Below are 22,512 nucleotides of genomic sequence, written 5' to 3'. Positions count from 1 at the left end.
GCAGCGCCAGGCTTGAGGGCCTATTCGCGGGCAAGCCCGGCTCCTACAAGAAGGGCGAGAAAGGCCGGCCGATCGTGGCGACAACCGATATATCCAGGGAGATACCCAACATGGCTTTCAACATGCGCAACCGCAGCCTGCTGAGCTTGATGCACCACACCAACCGCGAGCTGCACTACCTGCTCGACCTGTCCCGCGACCTCAAGCGTGCCAAGTACACCGGCACCGAGCGGCCGCACCTCAAGGGCAAGAACATCGCGCTGATCTTCGAGAAGACCTCGACCCGCACCCGCTGTGCCTTCGAGGTCGCGGCCCATGACCAGGGCGCCCACGTCACCTACATCGACCCGGTGTCATCGCAGATCGGCCACAAGGAAAGCATGAAGGATACGGCCCGCGTCCTCGGACGGATGTTCGACGCCATCGAGTACCGCGGCTTCGAACAGGAGATCGTCGAGGAACTGGCCCGGTTCGCCGGCGTGCCGGTGTTCAACGGCCTGACCGCCGAGTTCCACCCGACCCAGATGATCGCCGACGTGCTGACCATGCGCGAGCACAGCGACAAGCCGCTGCATGACATCAGCTACGCCTACCTGGGCGATGCCCGCTACAACATGGGCAACTCACTGCTGATGATCGGCGCCAAGCTCGGCATGGACGTGCGAATCGCCGCGCCGAAGGCGCTGTGGCCCCATGCCGACTTCATCGCCCAGTGCCAGGCGTTCGCCGAGGACAGCGGCGCACGCATCACCCTCACCGAGGACCCCGTGGCGGCGGTCAAGGGCGTGGATTTCATCCACACCGACGTGTGGGTCTCCATGGGCGAGCCGGTGGAGGCCTGGGATGAACGCATCGAGCAGTTGCTGCCGTACCAGGTCAACAGCCGGCTGATGAAGGCCGCAGGCAATCCACGGGTCAAATTCATGCACTGCCTGCCGGCGTTCCACAACAGCGAGACCAAGGTCGGCAAGGACATCGCTGCCCGTTACCCGCACCTGGCCAATGGCGTGGAGGTCACCGAGGAGGTGTTCGAGTCGCCGGCCAACATCGCCTTCGAACAGGCGGAAAACCGCATGCACACCATCAAGGCGATCCTGGTGGCGGCGTTGGCGGATATCTGACCCTGCCGGAGCGGGCTTGTCGGGACGCCGCACCGCCGCGAAGCCCTTGGCGGCCAAGCCCACTCCCCCCAAAACCGGCCACACGACTCTCAAAGAAGGACTGCACCATGCGTATCGTCGTAGCCCTGGGCGGCAACGCCCTTCTGCGCCGTGGTGAACCCATGACCGCGGACAACCAACGCGCCAACATCCGTATCGCTGCCGAACAGATCGCGAAAATCCACCCTGGCAACCAACTGGTGATCGCCCACGGCAACGGGCCGCAGGTCGGTCTGCTGTCATTGCAGGCGGCCGCCTACACCCAGGTTTCGCCCTACCCGCTGGATGTCCTCGGCGCAGAAACCGAGGGCATGATCGGCTACATCATCGAACAGGAACTGGGCAACCTGCTGGATTTCGAAGTGCCCTTCGCCACCCTGCTGACCCAGGTCGAGGTCGACCCCGGCGACCCGGCCTTCCAGCAGCCGAGCAAACCCATCGGCCCGGTCTATACCAGGGAAGAGGCCGAACGGCTGGCCGCGGAAAAAGGCTGGAGCATCGCCCCCGACGGCGACCGGTTCCGCCGGGTGGTCGCCAGCCCGAAACCCAAGCGCATCTTCGAGATCCGTCCGATCAAGTGGCTGCTGGAAAACGGCAGCATCGTGATCTGCGCCGGCGGCGGCGGGATTCCGACGATGTACGACGAAAACCGCAAGCTGCAAGGCATCGAGGCGGTGATCGACAAGGACCTGTGTTCGGCGCTGCTGGCCCGGCAGCTGGAATGCGACCTGCTGGTGATCGCCACCGACGTCAGCGCGGCCTTCGTCGACTGGGGCAAGCCGACCCGGAAGGCGATCGCCCAGGCGCACCCCGACGACCTGGAAAAACTCGGCTTCGCCGCCGGCTCCATGGGCCCGAAAGTCGAGGCCGCCTGCGAGTTCGCCCGGCAGACCGGCAAGGTTGCGGTGATCGGCTCGCTGGCGGATATCGAGGCTATCGTCCAAGGTAAAGCGGGCACCCGGGTCAGTACCGCCCAACCCGGCATCGTCTATTCATGAGAACCTTCGGGGCAGGCCATGGTCTGCCCTACTCACGCCTTGTAAGGAGACATCACCATGGCCAAGTTCGAGCCCGGTCACCTGCATATCGAGCGACACGCGCTGAACAGGGATGACTTCAGCTACAACCTGTGCATCGACTACGAACTCGCCCAGGATCCGCGCGAGGGCCAGGGCATGCAGTTCCGGCTGCACGGCACCATCGAAGACAAGCCGCTCGACGAGTCGTTCTTCCTGGCCAAGGACCAGGCCTTCGACTTCGCCCGCCACGCCACCCGCCTCGCCCAGCAGCACGGCATGCCCAAGAGCGCCAACATCATCGCGCTGCACCGGTACTACGACGAGATGTTCGAGGATGTGCGCGCGCAACTGCATGTGAAGTCCGGCGATCCGATGAAGCCCGAACACCTCGAGTAGCCCGCGCGGCTGGTGCGGAGCATTGCGCGTGGGAAGCCTGCGGCGGAGATGGCATAATTGCGCCCTTCTCGCCAGGAACCGTATCCCGTCCCATGCGTATCCACGTCAGCTTCATCGACCGCGTCGGCATCACCCAGGAGGTCCTGGCGCTGCTCGGTGGGCGCAACCTGAACCTGGATGCGGTGGAGATGGTGCCACCCAACGTCTATATCGACGCACCGACCCTCAGCCCGCAAGTGCTGGAAGAGCTGCGCGATGCCCTGTTCAGTGTGCGTGGCGTTCAGGCGGTCACGGTGGTGGACATCCTGCCCGGACAACGCCGGCACCTGCAGCTCGACGCCCTGCTCGCGGCCATGACCGATCCGGTGCTGGCGCTGGACAGCCAGGGCGTGGTGCTGCTGGCCAACCCGGCCATGGTCGCCCTGTACGGCCGCGAGCCGGCGGGGGAAAGCGTCGCCGGGCTGTTCGCCGACCCCGGCCTGCTGGATGCCCTGCTGGAGAACGGCTTTCGCCTGCCGCTGCGGGAAATCACCGTCAATGGCCAGACGCTGCTGCTCGATGCCACGCCGATCACCGATGCCGGTGCCCTGCTGACGCTGTACCAGCCCAGCCGGATCGGTGAACGCCTGTCCGCGCTGCATCACGATCATGCCGAAGGCTTCGACTCGCTGCTCGGCGAGTCGGCGCCGATCCGTACCCTCAAGGCCGGGCCCAGCGGGTCGCGGCCCTCGATGCCCCCCTGCTGATCCAGGGCGAAACCGGTACCGGCAAGGAACTGGTGGCCCGTGCCTGCCATGCCATCAGCGCCCGTCATGGTGCGCCGTTTCTCGCCCTGAACTGTGCGGCACTCCCGGAAAGCCTCGCCGAGAGCGAACTGTTCGGCTATGCCCCCGGCGCCTTCACCGGCGCCCAGCGCGGCGGCAAGCCGGGGCTGATGGAACTGGCCAACCAGGGCACGGTATTTCTCGACGAAATCGGCGAGATGTCGCCGTACCTGCAGGCCAAGCTGCTGCGTTTTCTCAATGACGGCAGCTTTCGCCGGGTGGGGGGCGATCGCGAGATCAAGGTCAATGTGCGGATCATCAGCGCCACCCACCGCGACCTGGAGAAGATGGTCAGCGAAGGCAACTTCCGCGAAGACCTGTTCTACCGCCTCAACGTCCTCAACGTCGAGGTGCCGCCGCTGCGCGAACGCGGCCAGGATATCCTGCTGCTGGCGCGCTACTTCATGCAGCAGGCCTGCACGCAGATCCAGCGCCCGGTGTGCCGGCTCGCCCCCGGCACCTACCCGGCGCTGCTGGGCAACCGCTGGCCGGGCAACGTCCGCCAGTTGCAGAACGTGATCTTCCGCGCGGCGGCGATCTGCGAGGGCAGCCTGGTGGATATCGGCGACCTGGACATCGCCGGCACCTCCGTGGCGCGCGAGAGCGACGGCGAAATCGAAAGCCTGGAACAGGCGGTCGAGGATTTCGAGCGCAACCTGCTGGAAAAGCTCTACGCCCAATACCCATCGACCCGCCAGTTGGCCAACCGCCTGCAGACCTCCCACACGGCGATTGCCCATCGCCTGCGCAAGTACGGGATTCCCGGCAAGCCCTGAACCGCCACCCTATCCCTGGCTGCAAACCGACCCGCGGGGTACACCAGCAGGCGGCCAGCGGCCGACCTCCGGGAACAACCATCCCCTGCGACCACTCCAGAAGCGACACTCATCTGTACTGAAAGCGATACAGCGGAACGATTTCGCTACAACGACTGCCTTCCCCATTCTGACAAGACTTTGATCCCGTTGCGCTTTTTTCGGCCGCCCAGACTGTAGCGATTTCACTACAGCCCATTCGCGGCAACTGCGCCGAAACCTGCGCCAAACCCTTGATTTTCAAGCTCCTCACCCGATTGGCCGCAAACTTGCTAAGGGAGTCCCATTCAAGCGGGGCGAAGTCCTCGCCTTCAATAGCGTCCACCAGACGAATCTGGCCCTTGAGGAGTGTTTCCATGACCGAGTTGCGTTTTACCGAAGACCACGAGTGGCTGCGTACCGAAGCCGATGGCAGCGTAACGGTCGGGATCACGGCGTTCGCCCAGAACGCCCTCGGTGATGTCGTATTCGTCCAGTTGCCGGAACTGCAGGCCTACGACAAGGGCGCCGAAGCCGCCACCGTGGAATCGGTCAAGGCCGCCAGCGGCGTGTACATGCCTCTGGACGGGGAAGTGCTGGAGGTCAACCCGGCACTGGAAGACAGCCCGGAACTGGTCAACGAAGACCCGCTGGGCGAAGGCTGGTTCTTCCGCTTCAAACCCGCCGATGCCGCCGCTGTCGGCCAACTGCTGGATCAGGCCGCCTACGAGCGCCTGATCGAAGCCCAGGCCTGAGGAACCACCATGACCATCAACCTCGGCACCGCCAACGAATTCATCGCCCGTCACATCGGCCCACGCCAGGATGACGAACGCGCCATGCTCGCCACCCTCGGTTTCGACTCCCTGGAAGCCCTGGCTGCCAGCGTGATTCCCGACAGCATCAAGGGCACCAGCGTCCTCGACCTGCCGGCCGGCCAGAGCGAAGCCGATGCCCTGGCATCGATCAAGGCCATCGCCGCACAGAACCAGTTGTTCAAGACCTACATCGGCCAGGGCTACTACAACTGTCACACGCCGGCGCCGATCCTGCGCAACCTGCTGGAGAACCCGGCCTGGTACACCGCCTACACCCCCTACCAGCCGGAAATTTCCCAGGGCCGCCTGGAAGCGCTGCTGAACTTCCAGACCCTGATCAGCGACCTCACCGGCCTGCCGATCGCCAACGCCTCGCTGCTCGACGAGGCCACCGCCGCCGCCGAAGCCATGACCTTCTGCAAGCGCCTGAGCAAGAACAAGGGCAGCCACGCCTTCTTCGCTTCCGTGCACTGCCATCCGCAGACCCTCGACGTGCTGCGCACCCGTGCCGAGCCGCTGGGCATCGAGGTGGTGGTCGGTGACGAACACGCACTGGGCGATGTCAGCAGCTTCTTCGGTGCACTGCTGCAATACCCGGCGAGCAACGGCGATCTGTTCGACTATCGCGAACTGACCGAACGCTTCCACGCCGCCAACGCCCTGGTCGCGGTCGCCGCCGACCTGCTGGCGCTGACCCTGCTGACTCCGCCGGGCGAATTCGGTGCCGATGTCGCCATCGGCAGCGCCCAGCGCTTTGGTGTACCGCTGGGCTTCGGCGGCCCGCACGCGGCCTACTTCTCCACCCGTGATGCGTTCAAGCGCGACATGCCCGGCCGCCTGGTCGGTGTTTCGGTGGACCGTTTCGGCAAGCCGGCCCTGCGTCTGGCGATGCAGACCCGCGAGCAACACATCCGCCGCGAGAAGGCCACCAGCAACATCTGCACCGCCCAGGTGCTGCTGGCCAACATCGCCAGCATGTACGCCGTGTATCACGGTCCCAAGGGGCTGACGCAGATCGCCCGGCGTACCCACCGCCTGACCGCGATCCTGGCCAAGGGCCTGGCCGCGCTGGGCCTGGCCGTCGAGCAGAACAGCTTTTTCGACACCCTGACACTCAAGACCGGTGCCCAGACCGCGGCTCTGCTGGCCAAGGCCCGGGAGCAGCAGATCAACCTGCGGGTGGTCGATGGCGAGCGCCTGGGCCTGTCGCTGGACGAAACCTGCGGCCAGGCCGATGTCGAAACCCTCTGGGCCCTGCTGGCCGAGGGCAAGGCGCTGCCGGACTTCGCCGCCCTCGCCACCGCGGCCCAGGACAGTATCCCTGCAGCCCTGGTTCGCCAGTCGCCGATCCTCAGCCACCCGGTGTTCAACCGCTACCACTCGGAAACCGAGCTGATGCGCTACCTGCGCCGGCTGGCGGACAAGGACCTGGCCCTGGACCGCACCATGATCCCGCTGGGCTCGTGCACCATGAAGCTCAACGCCGCCAGCGAGATGATCCCGGTGACCTGGGCCGAGTTCGGTGCCCTGCACCCTTTCGCCCCGGCCGAACAGAGTGCCGGCTACCAGCAACTGACCGACGAACTGGAAGCGATGCTCTGCGCCGCCACCGGCTATGACGCGGTCTCCCTGCAGCCGAACGCCGGCTCCCAGGGCGAGTACGCCGGTCTGCTGGCGATCCGCGCCTACCATCAGAGCCGCGGCGAAGGCCGTCGCGATATCTGCCTGATCCCGTCGTCGGCCCACGGTACCAACCCGGCCACCGCCCACATGGCCGGCATGCGCGTGGTGGTCACCGCCTGCGATGCCCGTGGCAACGTCGATATCGAGGACCTGCGGGCCAAGGCCATCGAGCACCGCGAACACCTCGCCGCGCTGATGATCACCTACCCGTCGACCCATGGCGTGTTCGAGGAAGGCATCCGCGAAATCTGCGGCATCGTCCACGACAACGGCGGCCAGGTGTACATCGACGGTGCCAACATGAACGCGATGGTCGGCCTCTGCGCCCCCGGCAAGTTCGGCGGCGACGTCTCGCACCTGAACCTGCACAAGACCTTCTGCATCCCCCACGGCGGTGGCGGCCCGGGCGTCGGCCCGATCGGCGTGAAGTCGCACCTGGCGCCGTTCCTGCCCGGCCATGGCGTGATGGAGCGCAAGGAAGGCGCGGTCTGCGCGGCACCGTTCGGCAGCGCAAGCATTCTGCCGATCACCTGGATGTACATCCGGATGATGGGCGGCGAAGGTCTCAAACGCGCCTCGCAACTGGCCATCCTCAATGCCAACTACATCTCCCGGCGCCTGGAAGAGCACTACCCGGTGCTGTACACCGGCAGCAACGGCCTGGTGGCCCACGAGTGCATCCTCGACTTGCGCCCGCTGAAGGACAGCAGCGGCATCAGCGTCGACGACGTCGCCAAGCGCCTGATCGACTTCGGTTTCCACGCCCCGACCATGTCGTTCCCGGTCGCCGGCACGCTGATGATCGAGCCGACCGAAAGTGAGTCCAGAGAAGAACTGGACCGCTTCTGCGACGCCATGATCCGCATCCGCGAGGAAATCCGCGCGGTGGAAAACGGCAGCCTGGACAAGGACGACAACCCGCTGAAGAACGCCCCGCACACCGCGGCGGAACTGGTCGGCGAGTGGGCGCACCCGTACAGCCGCGAGCAGGCGGTTTACCCGGTGGCATCGCTGGTCGAAGGCAAGTACTGGCCGCCGGTCGGTCGCGTCGACAACGTGTTCGGCGACCGCAACCTGGTCTGCGCCTGCCCATCGATCGAGAACTACGCTTGATCACATGACTCACCCCCTGTGGGAGCCGGCTTGCTGGCTCCCGCAGGGGACTGCGTCCTCACCATAATAAGAACGACCCCGGAGAACCCACATGTCCCTGAGCGTGTTCGACCTGTTCAAGATCGGCATCGGTCCCTCCAGCTCCCACACCGTCGGACCGATGCGCGCCGCCGCACGTTTCGTCGAAGGCCTGCGTCGCGAGAACCTGCTGGAGCAGACCACTTGCGTCAAGGTTGAGCTGTACGGCTCGCTCGGCGCCACCGGCAAGGGCCACGGCAGCGACAAGGCCGTGCTGCTCGGGCTCGAGGGCGAGCACCCCGATACCGTCGATACCGAAACCGTCGCCGATCGTCTGCAAGCCATTCGTAGCAGCGGACGCCTGAAACTGCTCGGCGAACATTCCATCGAATTCAGCGAAAAACTTCACCTGGCGATGATCCGCAAACCGTTGGCCTATCACCCCAACGGCATGATCTTTCGCGCCTTCGACAGCGCCGGCATCCAGATCCGCAGCCGCGAGTACTACTCGGTCGGCGGCGGTTTCGTCGTCGACGAAGATGCCGCCGGTGCCGACCGCATCGTCGAGGACAGCACCCCGCTGACCTTTCCGTTCAAGAGCGCCAAGGAGCTGCTGGGCCACTGCAGCACCTACGGCCTGTCCATCAGCCAGGTCATGCTGACCAACGAAAGCGCCTGGCGGCCCGAGGCGGAAACCCGCGCCGGCCTGCTGAAGATCTGGCAGGTGATGCAGGACTGCGTCGCCGCCGGCTGTCGTAATGAAGGCATCCTCCAGGGCGGCCTCAAGGTCAAGCGTCGGGCGGCCGCACTGCACCGGCAGCTGTGCAAGAACCCGGAAGCGGCCCTGCGCGATGCGCTGTCGGTACTGGACTGGGTCAACCTCTACGCCCTGGCGGTCAACGAGGAAAACGCCAACGGCGGCCGGGTGGTCACCGCGCCGACCAACGGTGCGGCCGGGATCATCCCCGCCGTACTGCATTACTACATGCGTTTCATCCCCGGAGCCAACGAGGATGGCGTGGTGCGCTTCCTGCTCACCGCCGCCGCGATCGGCATCCTCTACAAGGAGAACGCCTCGATCTCCGGCGCCGAAGTCGGCTGCCAGGGCGAGGTCGGCGTGGCCTGCTCGATGGCCGCCGGCGCCCTCTGCGAGGTGCTCGGCGGCAGCGTGCAACAGGTCGAGAACGCCGCCGAAATCGGCATGGAGCACAACCTCGGGCTGACCTGCGACCCGATCGGCGGGCTGGTGCAGGTACCGTGCATCGAGCGCAACGCGATGGGTTCGGTCAAGGCCATCAATGCCGTGCGCATGGCCTTGCGCGGTGACGGCCAGCACTTCGTTTCCCTCGACAAGGTGATCCGCACCATGCGCCAGACCGGTGCCGACATGAAGAGCAAATACAAGGAGACCGCCCGTGGCGGTCTGGCCGTAAACATTATCGAATGCTGATCGGCGAGGCTGGCGCAAGCCGCCTTCCGACAATTTCCAGGAGTTGAAGATGTCCACCGAAAACCTGCTGAAAACCCCGCTGCACGCCCTGCACCTGCAACTCGGGGCACGCATGGTGCCGTTCGCCGGCTATGAAATGCCGGTGCAGTACCCGCTGGGCGTCCTCAAGGAACACCAGCACACCCGTGACCAGGCCGGGTTGTTCGATGTCTCGCACATGGGCCAGATCCGCCTGGTCGGCGCCGGGGCCGCCAAGGCCCTGGAAAGCCTGGTGCCGGTGGATATCGTCGACCTGCCGGTGGGCATGCAGCGCTATGCGATGTTCACCAACGAAAACGGCGGCATCCTCGACGACCTGATGGTCGCCAACCTGGGTAACGACGAGCTGTTCCTGGTGGTCAACGCCGCCTGCAAGGAACAGGACCTGGCCCACCTGCGCAAGCACCTGGGGCATCTGTGCGAGGTGCAGCCGCTGTTCGAGGAGCGCGCCCTGCTCGCCCTGCAAGGTCCCGCCGCCGTTACCGTGCTGGCGCGCCTGGCACCGGAAGTAACCCGGATGACCTTCATGCAGTTCGCGCCACTGCGCCTGCTGGGGGTCGACTGCTACGTCAGCCGCTCCGGCTACACCGGTGAAGACGGCTTCGAGATTTCCGTGCCGGCAGCCAGTGCCGAAAGCCTGGCCCGCAGCCTGCTGGCCGAGACCGAAGTCGAGGCCATCGGCCTCGGCGCCCGCGATTCGCTACGCCTGGAAGCCGGCCTGTGCCTCTACGGGCACGACATGAACGAGCAGACCACGCCCGTGGAGGCCAACCTGCTCTGGGCCATATCCAAGGCCCGGCGTGCCGATGGCGCCCGTGCCGGTGGCTTCCCCGGTGCCGAGCAGGTCTTCGCCCAACAGCAACAGGGGGTGCAGCGCAAGCGTGTTGGCCTGCTGCCCCAGGAGCGGACTCCCGTACGCGAAGGTGCGGAAATCGTCGACGAAGCCGGCACGGTGATCGGCAGCGTGTGCAGCGGTGGTTTCGGCCCGACCCTCGGCGCACCGCTGGCCATGGGCTACCTGGATGCCGCCCACTGCGCTCTGGACAGCCAGGTCTGGGCCATCGTACGAGGCAAGCGCATCCCGCTGAAAGTCAGCAAAATGCCGTTTGTCGCACAACGTTACTATCGTGGTTGATACCAACAGTAACAACTAACGGTAATGAAACTGTGCACTGGTTTGTAACGTGTCCGCCACAAACCAGTGCATATATTCGCAAGTGAACTTGGCTTATAACAGTCGAACACAAGTGAATGCCTGAATGTCCGGGATGTCCCCGCCAGAGCCCGCGAAAACTGCGGCAAACGGCCTCAAATCGCGGGATGGACGGGGGCTTGTTTTTTCTCCCACAGTTGGCGTAGAGTTTCCCTACTGTGTTTGCATGGGTCGCTTGGAATCGTGACCTGGGCAGTAGCTTTAAGTTCGCTACAACCCGTTCGACGTCTCTTACTTTCCTGCAACCCAGCCCAGTACTCTTTCCAGCGAAAGGGGCTGTCATTAATTTTTAGCGTCAAAGGAAATAAGAAATGTCCGAACGTAAGAGCGGTACCGTCAAGTGGTTTAACGACGAAAAGGGTTTTGGTTTTATCACTCCTGAGAGCGGTCCGGATCTGTTCGTCCACTTCCGCGCCATTCAGGGCAGCGGCTTCAAGAGCCTGAAAGAAGGCCAGAAAGTGACCTTCATCGCAGTACAGGGCCAGAAAGGCCTGCAGGCTGACGAAGTCATCGCAGAAAACTGAGTTCGGTTTTCATGCCTGAAAAGCCCCTGATGGTGACATCAGGGGCTTTTTTTATGTGCGCGGTTTATGCATCAACCGCTGCAGGTCTGGTTTTATGGGGGTAGCTTCGTAAAATGGCCTTTTCCTCGAGAGAAAGCCCCCATGACGAAGCACGTACTAAGCCCACAGGGTGACTTCCCCGCCGCCGGCCTGGGCCGTCGCCTGGCTGCGATGTTCTATGACGCCCTGCTGTGCACCGCCCTGCTGATCGTGACCGGCTTCATCTACAAGCTGGCGCAGATGGCAATCATCGGCGAGCAGCGCCTCAAGACCCTGGCGGACTCCGGCGCCCTGGACGGCGACCCCTTGTTCTCGACCGTGGTGTTCTGCGTACTGTTCGGCTTCTTCGCCAAATTCTGGACCTACAAGGGCCAGACCCTGGGCATGCAGGTATGGGGCATTCGCGTACAGAACGCCGATGGTTCTGCCATCAGCCTCTGGCAGGCCCTGCTGCGCTTTCTCATCGCTATCGTTTCCATGCTCTTCGCTGGCCTGGGCTTCATCTGGGTACTGCTGGACAAGCAGAAACGCAGCTGGCACGACATCTATTCCGACAGTCGGCTGGTACGCATCCCCAAGCAGCGCTGAGACTTTCCGCCCGCCCATGAAAAAGCCCGCCTCATTTCAAGGCGGGCTTTTCTACATCCAGTCACCAACCGGCTGGTTTACTCGGCCAGCTTGAAGGTGATGAAGCTCGCACGTCCCTGACGCAGGACACGCATCGACACCGAACGATTCTTCGGCAGGGCCTTGGCGATTTCGGTGAACTGCTTGGCATCGGTGATCGCCTGGTTGTTCAGGTGAGTGATCACATCGCCCGGCTGCAGGCCGATCAGCGCCGCAGGACCATCCTGGACTTCCTTGATGACCACGCCGCCCTTGACCAGGTCGTTGGCCTTCTTCTGCTCATCGCTCAGGTCGGCAACGGAAACGCCCAGACGGTTGCTGCTGCGCTCGGCACCGGCCGACTTGCCGCTGTCCATTTCCTTGCCTTCGTCCGGAATTGCCCCGACGGTCAACTCGATGGTCTTGCGCTGGCCTTCACGAACCACTTCCAGCTTGGCCTTCTCGCCCGCCTTCAGCGCACCGACCAGGTGCGGCAGGTCGGCGGACATCTCGATAGGCTGGCCGTTCATGCTGAGGATCACGTCACCCACCTGCAGACCACCCTTGGCCGCCGGGCCGTCATCCTGCACCTGGGCGACCAGGGCACCGGCCGGCTTGTCCAGGCCGAACGATTCGGCCAGGTCCTTGTTGACCTCCTGGATGACCACGCCCAGCCAGCCCCGGCTGACCTTGCCACCGGCTTTCAACTGGTTGGAAACGTCCATGGCCACGTCGATCGGGATGGCGAAGGAGACGCCCATGAAGCCACCGGAACGGGTATAGATCTGCGAGTTGATACCGACCACTTCACCGTTGAGGTTGAACAGCGGACCACCGGAGTTGCCCGGGTTGATCGGCACGTCGGTCTGGATGAACGGTACATAGTTCTCGTTCGGCAGGCTGCGGCCCACGGCGCTGACGATACCCTGGGTCACGGTGTGGTCGAAGCCGAACGGCGAACCGATGGCGACGACCCACTGGCCAGGTTTCAGGTCCTTGGACTTGCCGAGCTTGAGGGTCGGCAGGTTCTTGCCGTCGATCTTCAGCAGGGCCACGTCGGAACGCGGATCGGTGCCGACCAGCTTGGCCTTGAGCTCGCTACGGTCGGCCAGGCGCACGAGGATCTCGTCCGCATCGGCGACCACATGGTTGTTGGTCAGGATATAGCCGTCATTGGAAATGATGAACCCCGAGCCCAGCGACTGGGCTTCACGCTGCCGACCGCCGCCGCCCCCTTTCGGGCCGCGCGGTTGCGGGAAGCCGCGGAAGAACTGCTGGATCTCCGGAGGCAGGCCTTCCAGCCCCTGGATATCCGAAACCTTGCGGTCCGGCAGCTTCTGGGTGGTACTGATGTTCACCACCGCCGGCGAGGCCTGCTCCACCAACTGGGTGAAATCGGGCAGCTCCGCGGCCTGGGCCGCCACCGCCTGCCCAAGAAGCAGGACCGTGGCGAAAATGGACAGATAGGATTTCAAGCTTGGTATCGACATACGGCTCCCGTGAATAACGAGCATGGTTAAGCGACAGGTACCATAAAACCCAAAGACGATTAAGCCTGGATTACGGACCGGGAACAACACACAAGGCCAGGGCCGAGAGGGTCCTGACCTATAGGAAAATTCCGATTGGTTTGCAAGGGAAAATAATCACCAGACATTTCGGCATCTCGATCCCGCTGCCAGACAGCGTGCAGGTGGGCGCAGGATCGAGGCGACAGACGTCATGGTTCAGTCTCTCACTGCCGGGCAGCCTGCGCATCGCCGGTGCGCATCGACAGGGCGATACGTTCGGCGGTCCCGATGGGAATTTCGCCCACGACCGTGACCATGATCTCCCCGGTCGGCGTGGTCAGGCGCCGGGAGACGGCAACGGTCGGGCCGAGTTGGGTGCGGGTATCGGCGATGTTGGCGCCGTGGAGGGGCTCGAGGAACACCGAGAATCGCGCCAGGCCATCGTCATACATCAGGCTGCTGACCTGGGTTTTGGTCTGCGGATCGACACGCGCCGAACTGTTCACCAGCTCGAAACCCGGCGGTAGCCAATCGGAATGCCATTGCTGGGCCACCTTGCTGGCCTGGGCCTGGTTGCCGGCCTGGGTCACCGGCTTGCATTCGGCACCGCCCTGCAATTGGCTGTCCTGAGGGATATCGGTGGTATTGAGTTCGGTGAACTGGAAGCGTTCGAGCAACTGGCCCTTGTCGTTGATCAGCAACGACTTCAGGGGCAAGCCGGTCTGGCGGTCCAGATGCAGTTCGAAGCCATAGCGATGCTGATCGCGAGGCGTCAGGGAGACGATCACCGCAGGGCGACCGGCGACGCGGGACTTGCCAACGATCGCGAGGTCATACCAGGACTTGAGTTTCTGTGGATCAAGCGCGCGGGCATGGGCATCAGGCGATTGGCCGAGCCCCGCTACCAACATGCCGCTGACGCATTCGGTGCGTCCATCGACCCGTACCACCTCTTGTGCCGACCCATCGAGCTGCAGCAGGCGTTCGCGAACCTGACCGTTCTGGACCAGATGCCAGATACTGTGGGTCGAGAAACTGCCATTGCGTTCGTAGACGAAGGTGCCCTGGAAGCTTTGCTGCTGCTCGGCTTGCCCAAGACGGCTCAGCCAGTCCTGGGCTTCGTCGGCCTGGGCGGCGAGAGCGAATCCGCCGGCCAGGGCAAGCGTGAAAAGAGGTAGTGCGCGCATGATCCTCCTTACTTGGCGGTTTCCAGGCTGGCTGCACGTGCGTAGGGCAGCGCGCTCTCGGTGCCTTTCAGGGCAGCTTGCTGGGCATGCTGGCGCAGGTAGCCTGGCAGACGCTGGTCCCAACCGGCCTGGCCTTGTTGCAGCACACCGTTGGCCATCGGCCCGGTAGGCTCGGAGCCTTCAGTATAGCCGGCCAATACCGCAGGGCCCTTCGCCGTTGGCGCGGCCAAGCCCGGCTGATTGGATTGCTGGGCCAGTTGGGCGCCGGCAATCTCGTCCTGGTTGTAGAACCGCACGCCGGCCAGCACCGCCATGGTCACCGAAGCGGCCACCGCCAGGCGACCGAGGGTGCGCCACGGACCACGGGTGTTCCTGGCTGGCACATCTTCGCCAGCCAGCGCCGCCGATACAGCCGATGCGATATCCAGGCGCGGGTCCAACAGATCCTTGTGCATCACAGCCCGGGCAACCTGATAACGCGACCAGGTGGCACGAGTGTCGGCATCATCGAGGGCGTTGAGCACTCGACGCAATTCCAATTCGTCCGCTTCGTTATCCATCACCGCGGACAGCGATTCCTGCAGGGCTTCACGACTCATGACGGTTCCTCTCTTGGCTGTCGCCGCTGTCTCAGGTTTCCTGCAACAACGGTTGCAGGGCTTTATCGATGGCCTCCCGAGCGCGGAAAATCCGGGAGCGCACGGTGCCCACCGGACATTGCATGACGGCTGCAATGTCCTCATAACTCAGACCGTCGAATTCACGTAAAGTTAACGCTGTACGCAAATCTTCCGGCAGTTGCTGAATGGTTCGATGGACGGTGCCTTCGATCTCATCCCGGAGCAACGCACGCTCCGGCGATTCGAGATCCTTGAGGCCATGATCGCCATCGTAGAACTCGGCATCTTCGGAACTCACATCGCTGTCTGGAGGCCTGCGACCGCGGGACACCAGATAGTTTTTCGCCGTGTTGATGGCGATGCGGTACAGCCAGGTATAGAACGCACTGTCACCGCGAAAATTTCCCAGCGCACGGTAGGCTTTGATAAACGCTTCCTGTGCCACATCCTGGGCTTCATGGGTGTCGTGCACAAAGCGCACGATCAACCCGAGAATTTTGTGCTGGTATTTCAGCACTAGCAGATCGAAAGCCCGCCGATCGCCGCGTTGCACGCGTTCGACCAGCTGCTGATCCTCTTCCTGGGTTAGCATGAATGCTCCTCATTGGACTTGAAGGAGGCTGCCATTGCTAATCGATCAGGCTTGCAAACATAGACTCGGACTGTCGGCAAAAGTTCTCCCCCTTCAAGCAAGTTTCCTGCGACCCTTCAAACGGGCCCACACGAAAAACGCAGCACGGCCCTGGCCGGCTGCGTGAATGATCTTGTCGTCGAATCCGCTGGCGTATCCTTCGTCAGGCTACGCAGACAACCGACGCTGTCCCCTTCTCTCTGGCACCTGCCTATGGAGCCCGGGGCGTTTTAAAAGTTCCCGGACACCCCAGCAAGTAATAGCATTGTGCCGTTCCCTCGGGCAAAGGCGGCATGAGCCTCGTTATAGCCGAAAAATCATCGTCTTACCGTGCAAAACCATATGCACGAGAGCCCGGAGTGGCGCACACTTCCCGCCCGCAGTAATTTCACAATGCCACGAAGGCCCGGCTATTGTGCCGATCCCCCCCAGCAGTTACCAGTGGGCCGTGTGGCGAGTTCCGAGCCCTGACTTGACCGGGCCCAACGCACCGTTGACCCGGTGCTTATTTTCGGATTGATTGAGATGAGCCAACATTTTCAACACGATGTGCTGGTGATTGGCAGCGGTGCCGCCGGCCTGAGCCTGGCGCTGACCCTGCCGGGCCATCTGCGCATCGCCGTGCTGAGCAAGGGCGACCTGGCCAACGGTTCGACCTTCTGGGCCCAGGGAGGGGTCGCGGCGGTACTGGACGATACCGACACGGTGCAATCCCATGTCGAGGATACCCTCAACGCCGGCGGCGGCCTGTGCCATGAGGACGCGGTGCGTTTCACCGTCGAGCACAGCCGCGAGGCCATTCAATGGCTGATCGACCAGGGAGTGCCGTTCACCCGCGATGAAGAGGCCAATGTCGACGACGGCGGTTTCGAGTTCCACCTGACCCGCGAGGGCGGCCACAGCCATCGGCGCATCATCCATGCCGCCGATGCCACCGGCGCGGCGATCTTCAGGACCTTGCTGGAACAGGCCCGCCAGCGTCCGAACATCGAACTGCTGGAACAGCGCGTGGCCGTCGACCTGATCACCGAGAAGCGCCTGGGCCTGGACGGCGAGCGTTGCCTGGGTGCCTACGTGCTCGATCGCGGCACCGGCGAGGTCGATACCTACGGTGCACGCTTCACCATTCTGGCCTCGGGCGGCGCGGCCAAGGTCTACCTCTATACCAGCAACCCCGACGGCGCCTGTGGCGACGGTATCGCCATGGCCTGGCGCTCGGGCTGCCGGGTGGCGAACCTGGAGTTCAACCAGTTCCACCCCACCTGCCTGTATCACCCCCAGGCCAAGAGCTTCCTGATCACCGAGGCCCTGCGCGGCGAAGGTGCGCACCTCAAGCTGCCCAATGGCGAACGCTTCATGCCGCGCTTCGACCCCAGGGCGGAGCTGGCGCCACGGGATATCGTCGCCCGGGCCATCGACCACGAGATGAAGCGCCTGGGTATCGACTGCGTCTACCTGGACATCAGCCACAAGCCCGAAGCCTTCATCAAGGCGCACTTCCCGACGGTGTACGAGCGCTGCCTGGCGTTCTCCATCGACATCACCCGCCAGCCGATCCCGGTAGTGCCCGCCGCGCACTACACCTGTGGCGGCATCCTCGTCGACCAGCAGGGCCGCACCGACGTTCCCGGCCTGTATGCGATCGGCGAAACCAGCTTCACCGGCCTGCACGGCGCCAACCGCATGGCCAGCAACTCGCTGCTCGAATGTTTCGTCTATGCCCGCTCGGCCGCCGCCGACATCCTCCGGGAACTTCCGCAGGTCGCCCAGCCAGCGGCCCTGCCGAGCTGGGACGCCAGCCAGGTGACCGACTCCGACGAGGACGTGATCATTGCCCACAACTGGGACGAGCTCCGGCGGTTCATGTGGGACTACGTGGGCATCGTACGCACCAACAAGCGCCTGCAACGGGCCCAGCACCGGGTGCGCCTGCTGCTGGACGAGATCGACGAGTTCTACAGCAACTACAAGGTCAGTCGCGACCTGATCGAGCTGCGCAATCTGGCCCAGGTGGCCGAATTGATGATCCGCTCGGCCATGGAACGCAAGGAAAGCCGCGGCCTGCACTACACCCTCGACTACCCGGGCCAGTTGCCCGAGGCCCTCGACACTATCCTGGTGCCGCCCACCTACGCCGGCTGAACCTGAGCCGTACGCGCAGGCGCCGGTGGTCATCGTGCGCCAGCGCGTCGCGAGGTACGCAGAGCGAGCGCGGCAGCCAATTGCCAGGCTGGCGGAAGCGCAGTACCACCAGCCAGGGCAAGGCCAGGCTGTCGCGGCACAACCGCACCGGCTGCCAGCCACCGGCCCGGCTCCACAACTGCCAGCCCTGCTCGTCCCGGCGCAGCCCGGTAAAAGCCGCAGAATGGCTCAGCAGGATCTGTCGCGGCAGCACCCAGGCCGCGTGCAACAGGCAGGCGAAAGCCCCGGACAGGCTTGCCCAGAGCGAAACATCCAGGAAGAACAACGACAGCAGCGCGAACCCGAGGGCCGCGAGATACGCCGCCAGCAGCAGCCGTGAGGCCCGCCAGCGGCATTCGAAGCGATTACTTGGGCTGAACACGATCCAGGATCATGCGCACCATGCGCTGCAGTTCCGGATCCGGCGACTCGGAACGCTCCATGAACCAGCCGAACATGTCCTGGTCCTCGCACTCGAGCAGATTGCGATAGCACGCGCGGTCGGCGTCATTCAGATGCGGGTACACCTCCTTGACGAACGGTACCAGCAGCACGTCCAGCTCCAGCATGCCGCGGCGGCTGTGCCAATAGAGGCGATTGAGTTCTACATCTTCGACCATGGAACGCTCCTCGAATTTGGCCGCAAGTATACAGGCCTGATCGACGTCGCACAGTCGGCTTTGGTCGGCATGAGCCGGCGTTTTGCGAACTATCCATTTCCAGGGCACCCCTCTATGATGTGTACCAGACTTTTTCATGCTGCGAAGACTCATGGCCGATTCCGCTTTTTTCTGCACCCTGTCCCACGAAGGCGTCCTCGCTGTCCGCGGCGCCGAAGCCAGCAAGTTCCTGCAAGGCCAGTTGACCTGCAACCTCAATTACCTCAGCGACAGCCATGCCAGCCTCGGCGCGCGCTGCACGCAGAAAGGCCGCATGCAATCGAGCTTCCGCATCCTGCTCGAAGGTGACGGAGCCTTGCTGGCCATGGCCGGCGAGCTGCTTGAGCCGCAACTGGCGGACCTGAAGAAGTACGCCGTGTTCTCCAAGGCCAGGCTCACCGACGAAAGCGCCGGCTGGGTCCGTTTCGGCCTCGGCGAAGCCGATACCTGCCTGGCCGGCCTGGGCCTGCCATTGCCCGCCGACAGCGACAGCGTAGTGCGTGCCGATGGCCTGATCGCCGTGCGTGTGTCGCCGGGTCGCAGCGAACTCTGGGTACCGGCGCAGCAGGCCGAAAGCGTGCGTGCCCGCTTGGCCAGCCAACTGCGTGAGGCCGATCTCAACACCTGGCTGCTCGGCCAGGTGCGTGCCGGCATCGGCCAGGTCATGCCACAGACCCGCGAACTGTTCATCCCGCAGATGCTCAACCTGCAGGCCGTTGGCGGCGTCAGTTTCAAGAAAGGCTGCTACACCGGCCAGGAAATCGTCGCGCGCATGCAGTACCTGGGCAAGCTCAAGCGTCGCCTGTACCGCCTGGCGCTGGACGGCGAACACCTGCCGCAACCGGGCAGCGAGCTGTTCTCACCGTCCCACAACAGCTCGGTCGGCGAAGTGGTGATCGCGGCCAGGGCCGAGGACAGCATCGAACTGCTGGCCGTCCTGCAGGCCGAAGCGGCCGAGGAAGGCACGGTCCACCTGGGCGATCTGCAAGGTCCGCTGTTGACACTGCTGGATCTGCCCTATCAACTGGACCGCGACCGCGAAATCCAGCGTTAACTGCACCGCTGTAGAGAGCACGAATGAACAAGCTGGCGGAAAAGGTCCAACAGGACTTGGTGGCGGCCATCGATAACGATGACCTGGTTCTGCCCACGCTGCCGGAGGTCGCCCTGAAGATTCGCGAGGCGGCCGAGGATCCGGAGATCAGCGTCAGTACCCTGAGCAAGGTGATCGGTGTCGACACCGCGCTGTCGGCGCGCCTGATCAAGGTGGTCAACAGCCCACTGCTGCGGGCCAGCCACGAAGTGACCGACCTGTATACCGCCATCACCCGACTGGGAGTGAACTACAGCAGCAACCTGGCGGTCGGCCTGGTGATGGAGCAGATCTTCCATGCCCGCTCCGAGGTGGTGGAACAGAAGATGCGTGAGGTCTGGCGCAAAAGCCTGGAAATTGCCGGGATCTGCTACGTACTGTGCCGCGATTTCACCCAACTCAAGCCGGACCAGGCGGCGCTCGGCGGGCTGGTGCACCAGATCGGCGTGCTGCCGATCCTCACCTATGCCGAGGATCATTACGAACTGCTGGCCGACCCGCTGAGCCTGGACCATGTGATCGAGAGCATCCACCCGATGCTGGGCGACAAGCTGCTGCGGGTGTGGGACTTCCCGGAGCGGCTGGTCAGGTTGCCAAGCCAGTACCTGGACCTGCGCCGGAACAGCGCGACCACCGACTACGTGGACCTGGTGCAGATCGCCACGGTTTTCTGCCACCAGGGCACGACACAGGCCTTTGCCCATATCGACCCGACCAGCCTGCCGGCCTTCCGGAAGCTGGGGCTGGCCCCGGACAATGTGGCCTGGGTCGAACAGCTCAATGATGCACGGATGATGCTCAACTAGGGTCTTTTGGTGCTCCGTTCGCGGATGAGTCCGCAAACGGGCCACCGCAGGCACCCACTCAACCGGCGATAAAACTCACCCGCACCTTCAGCCCCCGCTGTTCGCCATCATGCAGGCTGATCTGCGCCAGATGCGCCCGACAGATCTCGCCGACGATCGCCAGGCCCAGTCCCGACCCCACGCCCTGCTGGTTGCGCCGATAGAAGCGCTCGAACACCCGGTCGCGCTCCTCCAGCGGAATACCCGGCCCATCGTCCTCCACCTCCAGCACCGCCGGAGCACTGACCCGCAGGATCACGTTGCCGCCGGCCGGGGTATGGGCCAGGGCGTTGTCCACCAGGTTGCTCAGCAGCTCATTGAGCAGGGTCGGTTCGCCACGCAGCCACACCGGCTCATCCGCCTCCAGCGCCAGTGCCACGCCTCGGGCATGGGCCAGGGGTGCCATGGCCATGCCCAGCTCCCGGGCCAGTTGGCTCAGGTCGAGCAACTGAGCACCGCCCTCGGCAATCGCCCGGGCGCCATTCTCCACCCGTGCCATCGACAGCAACTGATTGGCCAGATGGGTCAAGCGATCGGTGCCCTGGGCCGCCGTTTCCAGGGTACTGCGCCAGGTGTTGGCATCCGAGGCCCGCAGCCCCAGTTCCAGGCGTGCCTTCAGGGCCGCCAGGGGAGTACGCAGTTCATGGGCAGCATCGGCGATGAACTGTTCCTGGCGCTCGAACTGCCGGCGCAGACGCTCGGTGAAATGGTTGAGAGCACGGACCAGGGGCCACAACTCGCGCTGCACCTCGACCAGCGGCAGGGGCCGCAGGTCATCCGACTGACGCTCTTCCACCGCCGTACGCAAGCGCTCCAGCGGGCGCAGCGCGGCACTCACGGCGAACCACACCAGCAGCAGCGCGCCCCCCGCCAGCATGCCCAGGCGCAACAACGTGTCGGCCATCAGGCTGCGGGCCATGTTGACCCGGGCCTCATCGGTCTCGGCCACCCGGATTTCCGCCATGCCATTCATGTTCGGCTCGCTGACCGCCTTGAGCAGGCTCACCACCCGTACCGGCTGGCCGCGGTACTGGGCATCGTAGAACCGCGCCAGGGCCGGGTAGTCGTCGGTACGCGGCGTGCCGGGCGGTGGCGGCGGGAGATTCTCGTAGCCGGAAATCGGTTGCTGGTGAATGTCGTTGACCTGGTAGTAGATCCGTCCGGCACTGTCGTAGGCGAAGGTGTCGAGGGCGACATAGGGCACATCGGCGCTGAGGGTCCCGTCGCGCTGCGACAGCCCGGCGGCGATGGTTCGTGCCGAGGCCAGCAGGGTTCGGTCATAGGCAGTGTCGGCAGCCTCGCGGCCGTTCCAGTAGGCACTCCAGCCACTGGCGAGCATCAGCACCACCAGCAACAGCGCGAGGTTCCACAACAAGCGCCAACGCAGGCTGCCCGGCTTATGCATCACGGGCTTCCAGCAGGTAGCCGAGGCCGCGGAAAGTGACAATGGCCACCGCATGGCCATCGAGTTTCTTGCGCAGGCGATGCACGTAGATCTCGATGGCATCGGCGCTGGCTTCCTCATCCAGGCCGAACACCTGGGACGCCAGTTGCTCCTTGCTCATCACCCGGCCCGGGCGGGCGACCAGGGCCTCGAGCACCGCCTGCTCGCGGGAAGTCAGGGTCAGCAACTGGTCACCGAGAGTGAAACGGCGGGTATCGAGGTCATAGACCAGTTCCCCGCAGCGCTGCTGTCGTTCGCCACCCAGCACGCTGCGGCGCAACAGCGCCTTGACCCGCGCCTCCAGTTCCGTGAGTTCGAAGGGCTTGGCCAGGTAGTCGTCGGCTCCCAGGTTCAGGCCATGAACCCGATCCTTCACATCGCTGCGGGCGGTCAGCATCAGCACCGGAAGGTTCTTGCCACGTGCGCGCAACCGCGCCAGCACTTCGAAACCATCCATGCGCGGCAGGCCCACATCGAGGATCGCCGCCGCGTAGTCCTCGCTGCCCAGGGCCAGGTCCGCCGCCACCCCGTCATGCAGCACATCCACGGTCAACCCCGTACTCTTGAGCGCCTGGGCGACACTTTCGGCCAACTGCAGATGATCTTCGACCAAGAGTACACGCATGAATTTTCCACCTCTGACTG

Annotated in this window: 21 protein-coding genes and 1 pseudogene; 13 read left to right on the top strand and 9 right to left on the bottom strand. The window is 64.0% G+C overall.

Annotation, left to right across the window (positions count from 1 at the left end; all coding sequences use genetic code 11):
• Positions 1–110 precede the first annotated feature (110 nt).
• The 4 genes and pseudogenes from ACZ5KU_RS06480 to ACZ5KU_RS06465 all read left to right on the top strand — a co-directional run bounded on the left by ACZ5KU_RS06480 (position 111) and on the right by ACZ5KU_RS06465 (position 4,175).
• Positions 111–1,121 carry an ornithine carbamoyltransferase gene (locus ACZ5KU_RS06480; protein WP_054061036.1) on the top strand — a complete coding sequence of 337 codons (1,011 nt, stop codon included), beginning with the start codon at positions 111–113 and terminating at the stop codon, positions 1,119–1,121.
• Between the two features lie 107 nt (positions 1,122–1,228).
• The gene (arcC, locus tag ACZ5KU_RS06475; protein WP_054061037.1) at positions 1,229–2,158 is read left to right on the top strand and encodes a carbamate kinase; all 930 of its coding nucleotides are present in this window, start codon (positions 1,229–1,231) and stop codon (positions 2,156–2,158) included.
• Between the two features lie 57 nt (positions 2,159–2,215).
• The gene (locus tag ACZ5KU_RS06470) at positions 2,216–2,575 is read left to right on the top strand and encodes a DUF5064 family protein (protein WP_054061038.1); all 360 of its coding nucleotides are present in this window, start codon (positions 2,216–2,218) and stop codon (positions 2,573–2,575) included.
• 92 nt (positions 2,576–2,667) lie between these two features.
• Positions 2,668–4,175 (top strand): annotated as a pseudogene (locus ACZ5KU_RS06465) (sigma-54-dependent transcriptional regulator).
• Between the two features lie 109 nt (positions 4,176–4,284).
• On the opposite strand, the gene ACZ5KU_RS06460 reads toward ACZ5KU_RS06465, so the two are convergent.
• A complete protein-coding gene (locus ACZ5KU_RS06460; RefSeq protein WP_054061040.1) occupies positions 4,285–4,572 on the bottom strand; it encodes a hypothetical protein in 288 nt (95 codons plus the stop codon).
• Between ACZ5KU_RS06460 and gcvH the strand changes: the two genes are divergently transcribed.
• From gcvH to ACZ5KU_RS06430, 6 genes are all read left to right on the top strand, one after another.
• Positions 4,571–4,948 (top strand): glycine cleavage system protein GcvH, encoded by a 378-nt coding sequence (gcvH, locus tag ACZ5KU_RS06455; protein ID WP_054061041.1) that lies wholly within the window; start codon positions 4,571–4,573, stop codon positions 4,946–4,948. The two genes, ACZ5KU_RS06460 and gcvH, sit on opposite strands and share 2 nt — an antisense overlap.
• A gap of 9 nt (positions 4,949–4,957) precedes the next feature.
• A complete protein-coding gene (gcvP, locus tag ACZ5KU_RS06450) occupies positions 4,958–7,807 on the top strand; it encodes an aminomethyl-transferring glycine dehydrogenase (protein WP_464736928.1) in 2,850 nt (949 codons plus the stop codon).
• Between the two features lie 91 nt (positions 7,808–7,898).
• Positions 7,899–9,275, top strand: a complete 1,377-nt coding sequence (locus ACZ5KU_RS06445; RefSeq protein WP_054061043.1) for an L-serine ammonia-lyase — start codon at positions 7,899–7,901, stop codon at positions 9,273–9,275.
• Positions 9,276–9,324: 49 nt separating this feature from the next.
• Positions 9,325–10,449: a glycine cleavage system aminomethyltransferase GcvT gene (gene gcvT, locus ACZ5KU_RS06440; protein ID WP_054061044.1), complete on the top strand. Its 1,125-nt coding sequence runs from the start codon at positions 9,325–9,327 to the stop codon at positions 10,447–10,449.
• A gap of 389 nt (positions 10,450–10,838) precedes the next feature.
• Positions 10,839–11,051, top strand: a complete 213-nt coding sequence (locus ACZ5KU_RS06435) for a cold-shock protein (RefSeq protein WP_017906209.1) — start codon at positions 10,839–10,841, stop codon at positions 11,049–11,051.
• Between the two features lie 141 nt (positions 11,052–11,192).
• Entirely contained in the window at positions 11,193–11,678 is a 486-nt protein-coding gene (locus ACZ5KU_RS06430) for an RDD family protein (RefSeq protein ID WP_054061045.1), read from the top strand.
• A gap of 77 nt (positions 11,679–11,755) precedes the next feature.
• Here ACZ5KU_RS06430 and ACZ5KU_RS06425 read toward each other — a convergent pair whose 3' ends face one another.
• The 4 genes from ACZ5KU_RS06425 to rpoE form a co-directional block, all read right to left on the bottom strand.
• Positions 11,756–13,180, bottom strand: a complete 1,425-nt coding sequence (locus ACZ5KU_RS06425) for a DegQ family serine endoprotease (protein ID WP_416773437.1) — start codon at positions 13,178–13,180, stop codon at positions 11,756–11,758.
• A gap of 251 nt (positions 13,181–13,431) precedes the next feature.
• Entirely contained in the window at positions 13,432–14,394 is a 963-nt protein-coding gene (locus tag ACZ5KU_RS06420) for a MucB/RseB C-terminal domain-containing protein (protein WP_464736927.1), read from the bottom strand.
• An 8-nt stretch (positions 14,395–14,402) separates the two neighbouring features.
• Entirely contained in the window at positions 14,403–14,993 is a 591-nt protein-coding gene (locus ACZ5KU_RS06415) for a sigma-E factor negative regulatory protein (RefSeq protein ID WP_017906213.1), read from the bottom strand.
• A 31-nt stretch (positions 14,994–15,024) separates the two neighbouring features.
• Positions 15,025–15,606, bottom strand: a complete 582-nt coding sequence (gene rpoE, locus ACZ5KU_RS06410) for an RNA polymerase sigma factor RpoE/AlgU (RefSeq protein ID WP_010452874.1) — start codon at positions 15,604–15,606, stop codon at positions 15,025–15,027.
• A 564-nt stretch (positions 15,607–16,170) separates the two neighbouring features.
• Here rpoE and nadB point away from each other — a divergent pair.
• Positions 16,171–17,787, top strand: coding sequence for an L-aspartate oxidase (nadB, locus tag ACZ5KU_RS06405; RefSeq protein WP_054061049.1), 1,617 nt, complete (start codon positions 16,171–16,173; stop codon positions 17,785–17,787).
• On the opposite strand, the gene ACZ5KU_RS06400 is transcribed toward nadB, so the two are convergent.
• Positions 17,756–18,208, bottom strand: a complete 453-nt coding sequence (locus ACZ5KU_RS06400) for a protein YgfX (protein WP_054061050.1) — start codon at positions 18,206–18,208, stop codon at positions 17,756–17,758. The two genes, nadB and ACZ5KU_RS06400, sit on opposite strands and share 32 nt — an antisense overlap.
• Positions 18,192–18,446, bottom strand: coding sequence for an FAD assembly factor SdhE (locus ACZ5KU_RS06395; RefSeq protein WP_054061051.1), 255 nt, complete (start codon positions 18,444–18,446; stop codon positions 18,192–18,194). Before ACZ5KU_RS06395 ends, ACZ5KU_RS06400 begins: the two co-directional genes overlap by 17 nt.
• A gap of 151 nt (positions 18,447–18,597) precedes the next feature.
• Here ACZ5KU_RS06395 and ygfZ point away from each other — a divergent pair, with 151 nt between their 5' ends.
• Both ygfZ and ACZ5KU_RS06385 read left to right on the top strand, forming a co-directional pair.
• Positions 18,598–19,539 carry a CAF17-like 4Fe-4S cluster assembly/insertion protein YgfZ gene (gene ygfZ, locus ACZ5KU_RS06390; RefSeq protein ID WP_054061052.1) on the top strand — a complete coding sequence of 314 codons (942 nt, stop codon included), beginning with the start codon at positions 18,598–18,600 and terminating at the stop codon, positions 19,537–19,539.
• 23 nt (positions 19,540–19,562) lie between these two features.
• Entirely contained in the window at positions 19,563–20,384 is an 822-nt protein-coding gene (locus ACZ5KU_RS06385) for an HDOD domain-containing protein (RefSeq protein ID WP_054061053.1), read from the top strand.
• A gap of 58 nt (positions 20,385–20,442) precedes the next feature.
• On the opposite strand, the gene ACZ5KU_RS06380 is transcribed toward ACZ5KU_RS06385, so the two are convergent.
• On the bottom strand, positions 20,443–21,828 hold the full coding sequence (locus ACZ5KU_RS06380; protein WP_054061054.1) for a sensor histidine kinase: 1,386 nt from the start codon (positions 21,826–21,828) through the stop codon (positions 20,443–20,445).
• Positions 21,821–22,492: a response regulator gene (locus ACZ5KU_RS06375; RefSeq protein WP_017906220.1), complete on the bottom strand. Its 672-nt coding sequence runs from the start codon at positions 22,490–22,492 to the stop codon at positions 21,821–21,823. The genes ACZ5KU_RS06380 and ACZ5KU_RS06375 overlap by 8 nt, the downstream gene beginning before the upstream one ends.
• Between the last annotated feature and the right edge of the window lie 20 nt (positions 22,493–22,512).

The organism is Pseudomonas sp. Tof1, assembly GCF_055390395.1.
The sequence above is the reverse complement of the archived record's forward strand: the minus strand, read 5'-3'. Positions and strand labels throughout refer to the sequence as shown.

Excerpts from the sequence above, each read along its gene's own strand:
- rpoE (WP_010452874.1), bottom strand. The coding sequence starts at position 15,606 with ATGCTAACCCAGGAAGAGGATCAGCAGCTGGTCGAACGCGTGCAACGC.
- ACZ5KU_RS06430 (WP_054061045.1), top strand. The coding sequence starts at position 11,193 with ATGACGAAGCACGTACTAAGCCCACAGGGTGACTTCCCCGCCGCCGGC.
- ACZ5KU_RS06395 (WP_054061051.1), bottom strand. The coding sequence starts at position 18,446 with ATGGTCGAAGATGTAGAACTCAATCGCCTCTATTGGCACAGCCGCCGC.
- ACZ5KU_RS06385 (WP_054061053.1), top strand. The coding sequence starts at position 19,563 with ATGAACAAGCTGGCGGAAAAGGTCCAACAGGACTTGGTGGCGGCCATC.
- arcC (WP_054061037.1), top strand. The coding sequence starts at position 1,229 with ATGCGTATCGTCGTAGCCCTGGGCGGCAACGCCCTTCTGCGCCGTGGT.
- ACZ5KU_RS06470 (WP_054061038.1), top strand. The coding sequence starts at position 2,216 with ATGGCCAAGTTCGAGCCCGGTCACCTGCATATCGAGCGACACGCGCTG.
- gcvH (WP_054061041.1), top strand. The coding sequence starts at position 4,571 with ATGACCGAGTTGCGTTTTACCGAAGACCACGAGTGGCTGCGTACCGAA.
- ACZ5KU_RS06415 (WP_017906213.1), bottom strand. The coding sequence starts at position 14,993 with ATGAGTCGTGAAGCCCTGCAGGAATCGCTGTCCGCGGTGATGGATAAC.
- ACZ5KU_RS06435 (WP_017906209.1), top strand. The coding sequence starts at position 10,839 with ATGTCCGAACGTAAGAGCGGTACCGTCAAGTGGTTTAACGACGAAAAG.
- ACZ5KU_RS06445 (WP_054061043.1), top strand. The coding sequence starts at position 7,899 with ATGTCCCTGAGCGTGTTCGACCTGTTCAAGATCGGCATCGGTCCCTCC.
- gcvP (WP_464736928.1), top strand. The coding sequence starts at position 4,958 with ATGACCATCAACCTCGGCACCGCCAACGAATTCATCGCCCGTCACATC.
- gcvT (WP_054061044.1), top strand. The coding sequence starts at position 9,325 with ATGTCCACCGAAAACCTGCTGAAAACCCCGCTGCACGCCCTGCACCTG.
- ACZ5KU_RS06460 (WP_054061040.1), bottom strand. The coding sequence starts at position 4,572 with ATGGAAACACTCCTCAAGGGCCAGATTCGTCTGGTGGACGCTATTGAA.
- ACZ5KU_RS06420 (WP_464736927.1), bottom strand. The coding sequence starts at position 14,394 with ATGCGCGCACTACCTCTTTTCACGCTTGCCCTGGCCGGCGGATTCGCT.
- ACZ5KU_RS06375 (WP_017906220.1), bottom strand. The coding sequence starts at position 22,492 with ATGCGTGTACTCTTGGTCGAAGATCATCTGCAGTTGGCCGAAAGTGTC.
- nadB (WP_054061049.1), top strand. The coding sequence starts at position 16,171 with ATGAGCCAACATTTTCAACACGATGTGCTGGTGATTGGCAGCGGTGCC.
- ygfZ (WP_054061052.1), top strand. The coding sequence starts at position 18,598 with ATGGCCGATTCCGCTTTTTTCTGCACCCTGTCCCACGAAGGCGTCCTC.
- ACZ5KU_RS06480 (WP_054061036.1), top strand. The coding sequence starts at position 111 with ATGGCTTTCAACATGCGCAACCGCAGCCTGCTGAGCTTGATGCACCAC.
- ACZ5KU_RS06380 (WP_054061054.1), bottom strand. The coding sequence starts at position 21,828 with ATGCATAAGCCGGGCAGCCTGCGTTGGCGCTTGTTGTGGAACCTCGCG.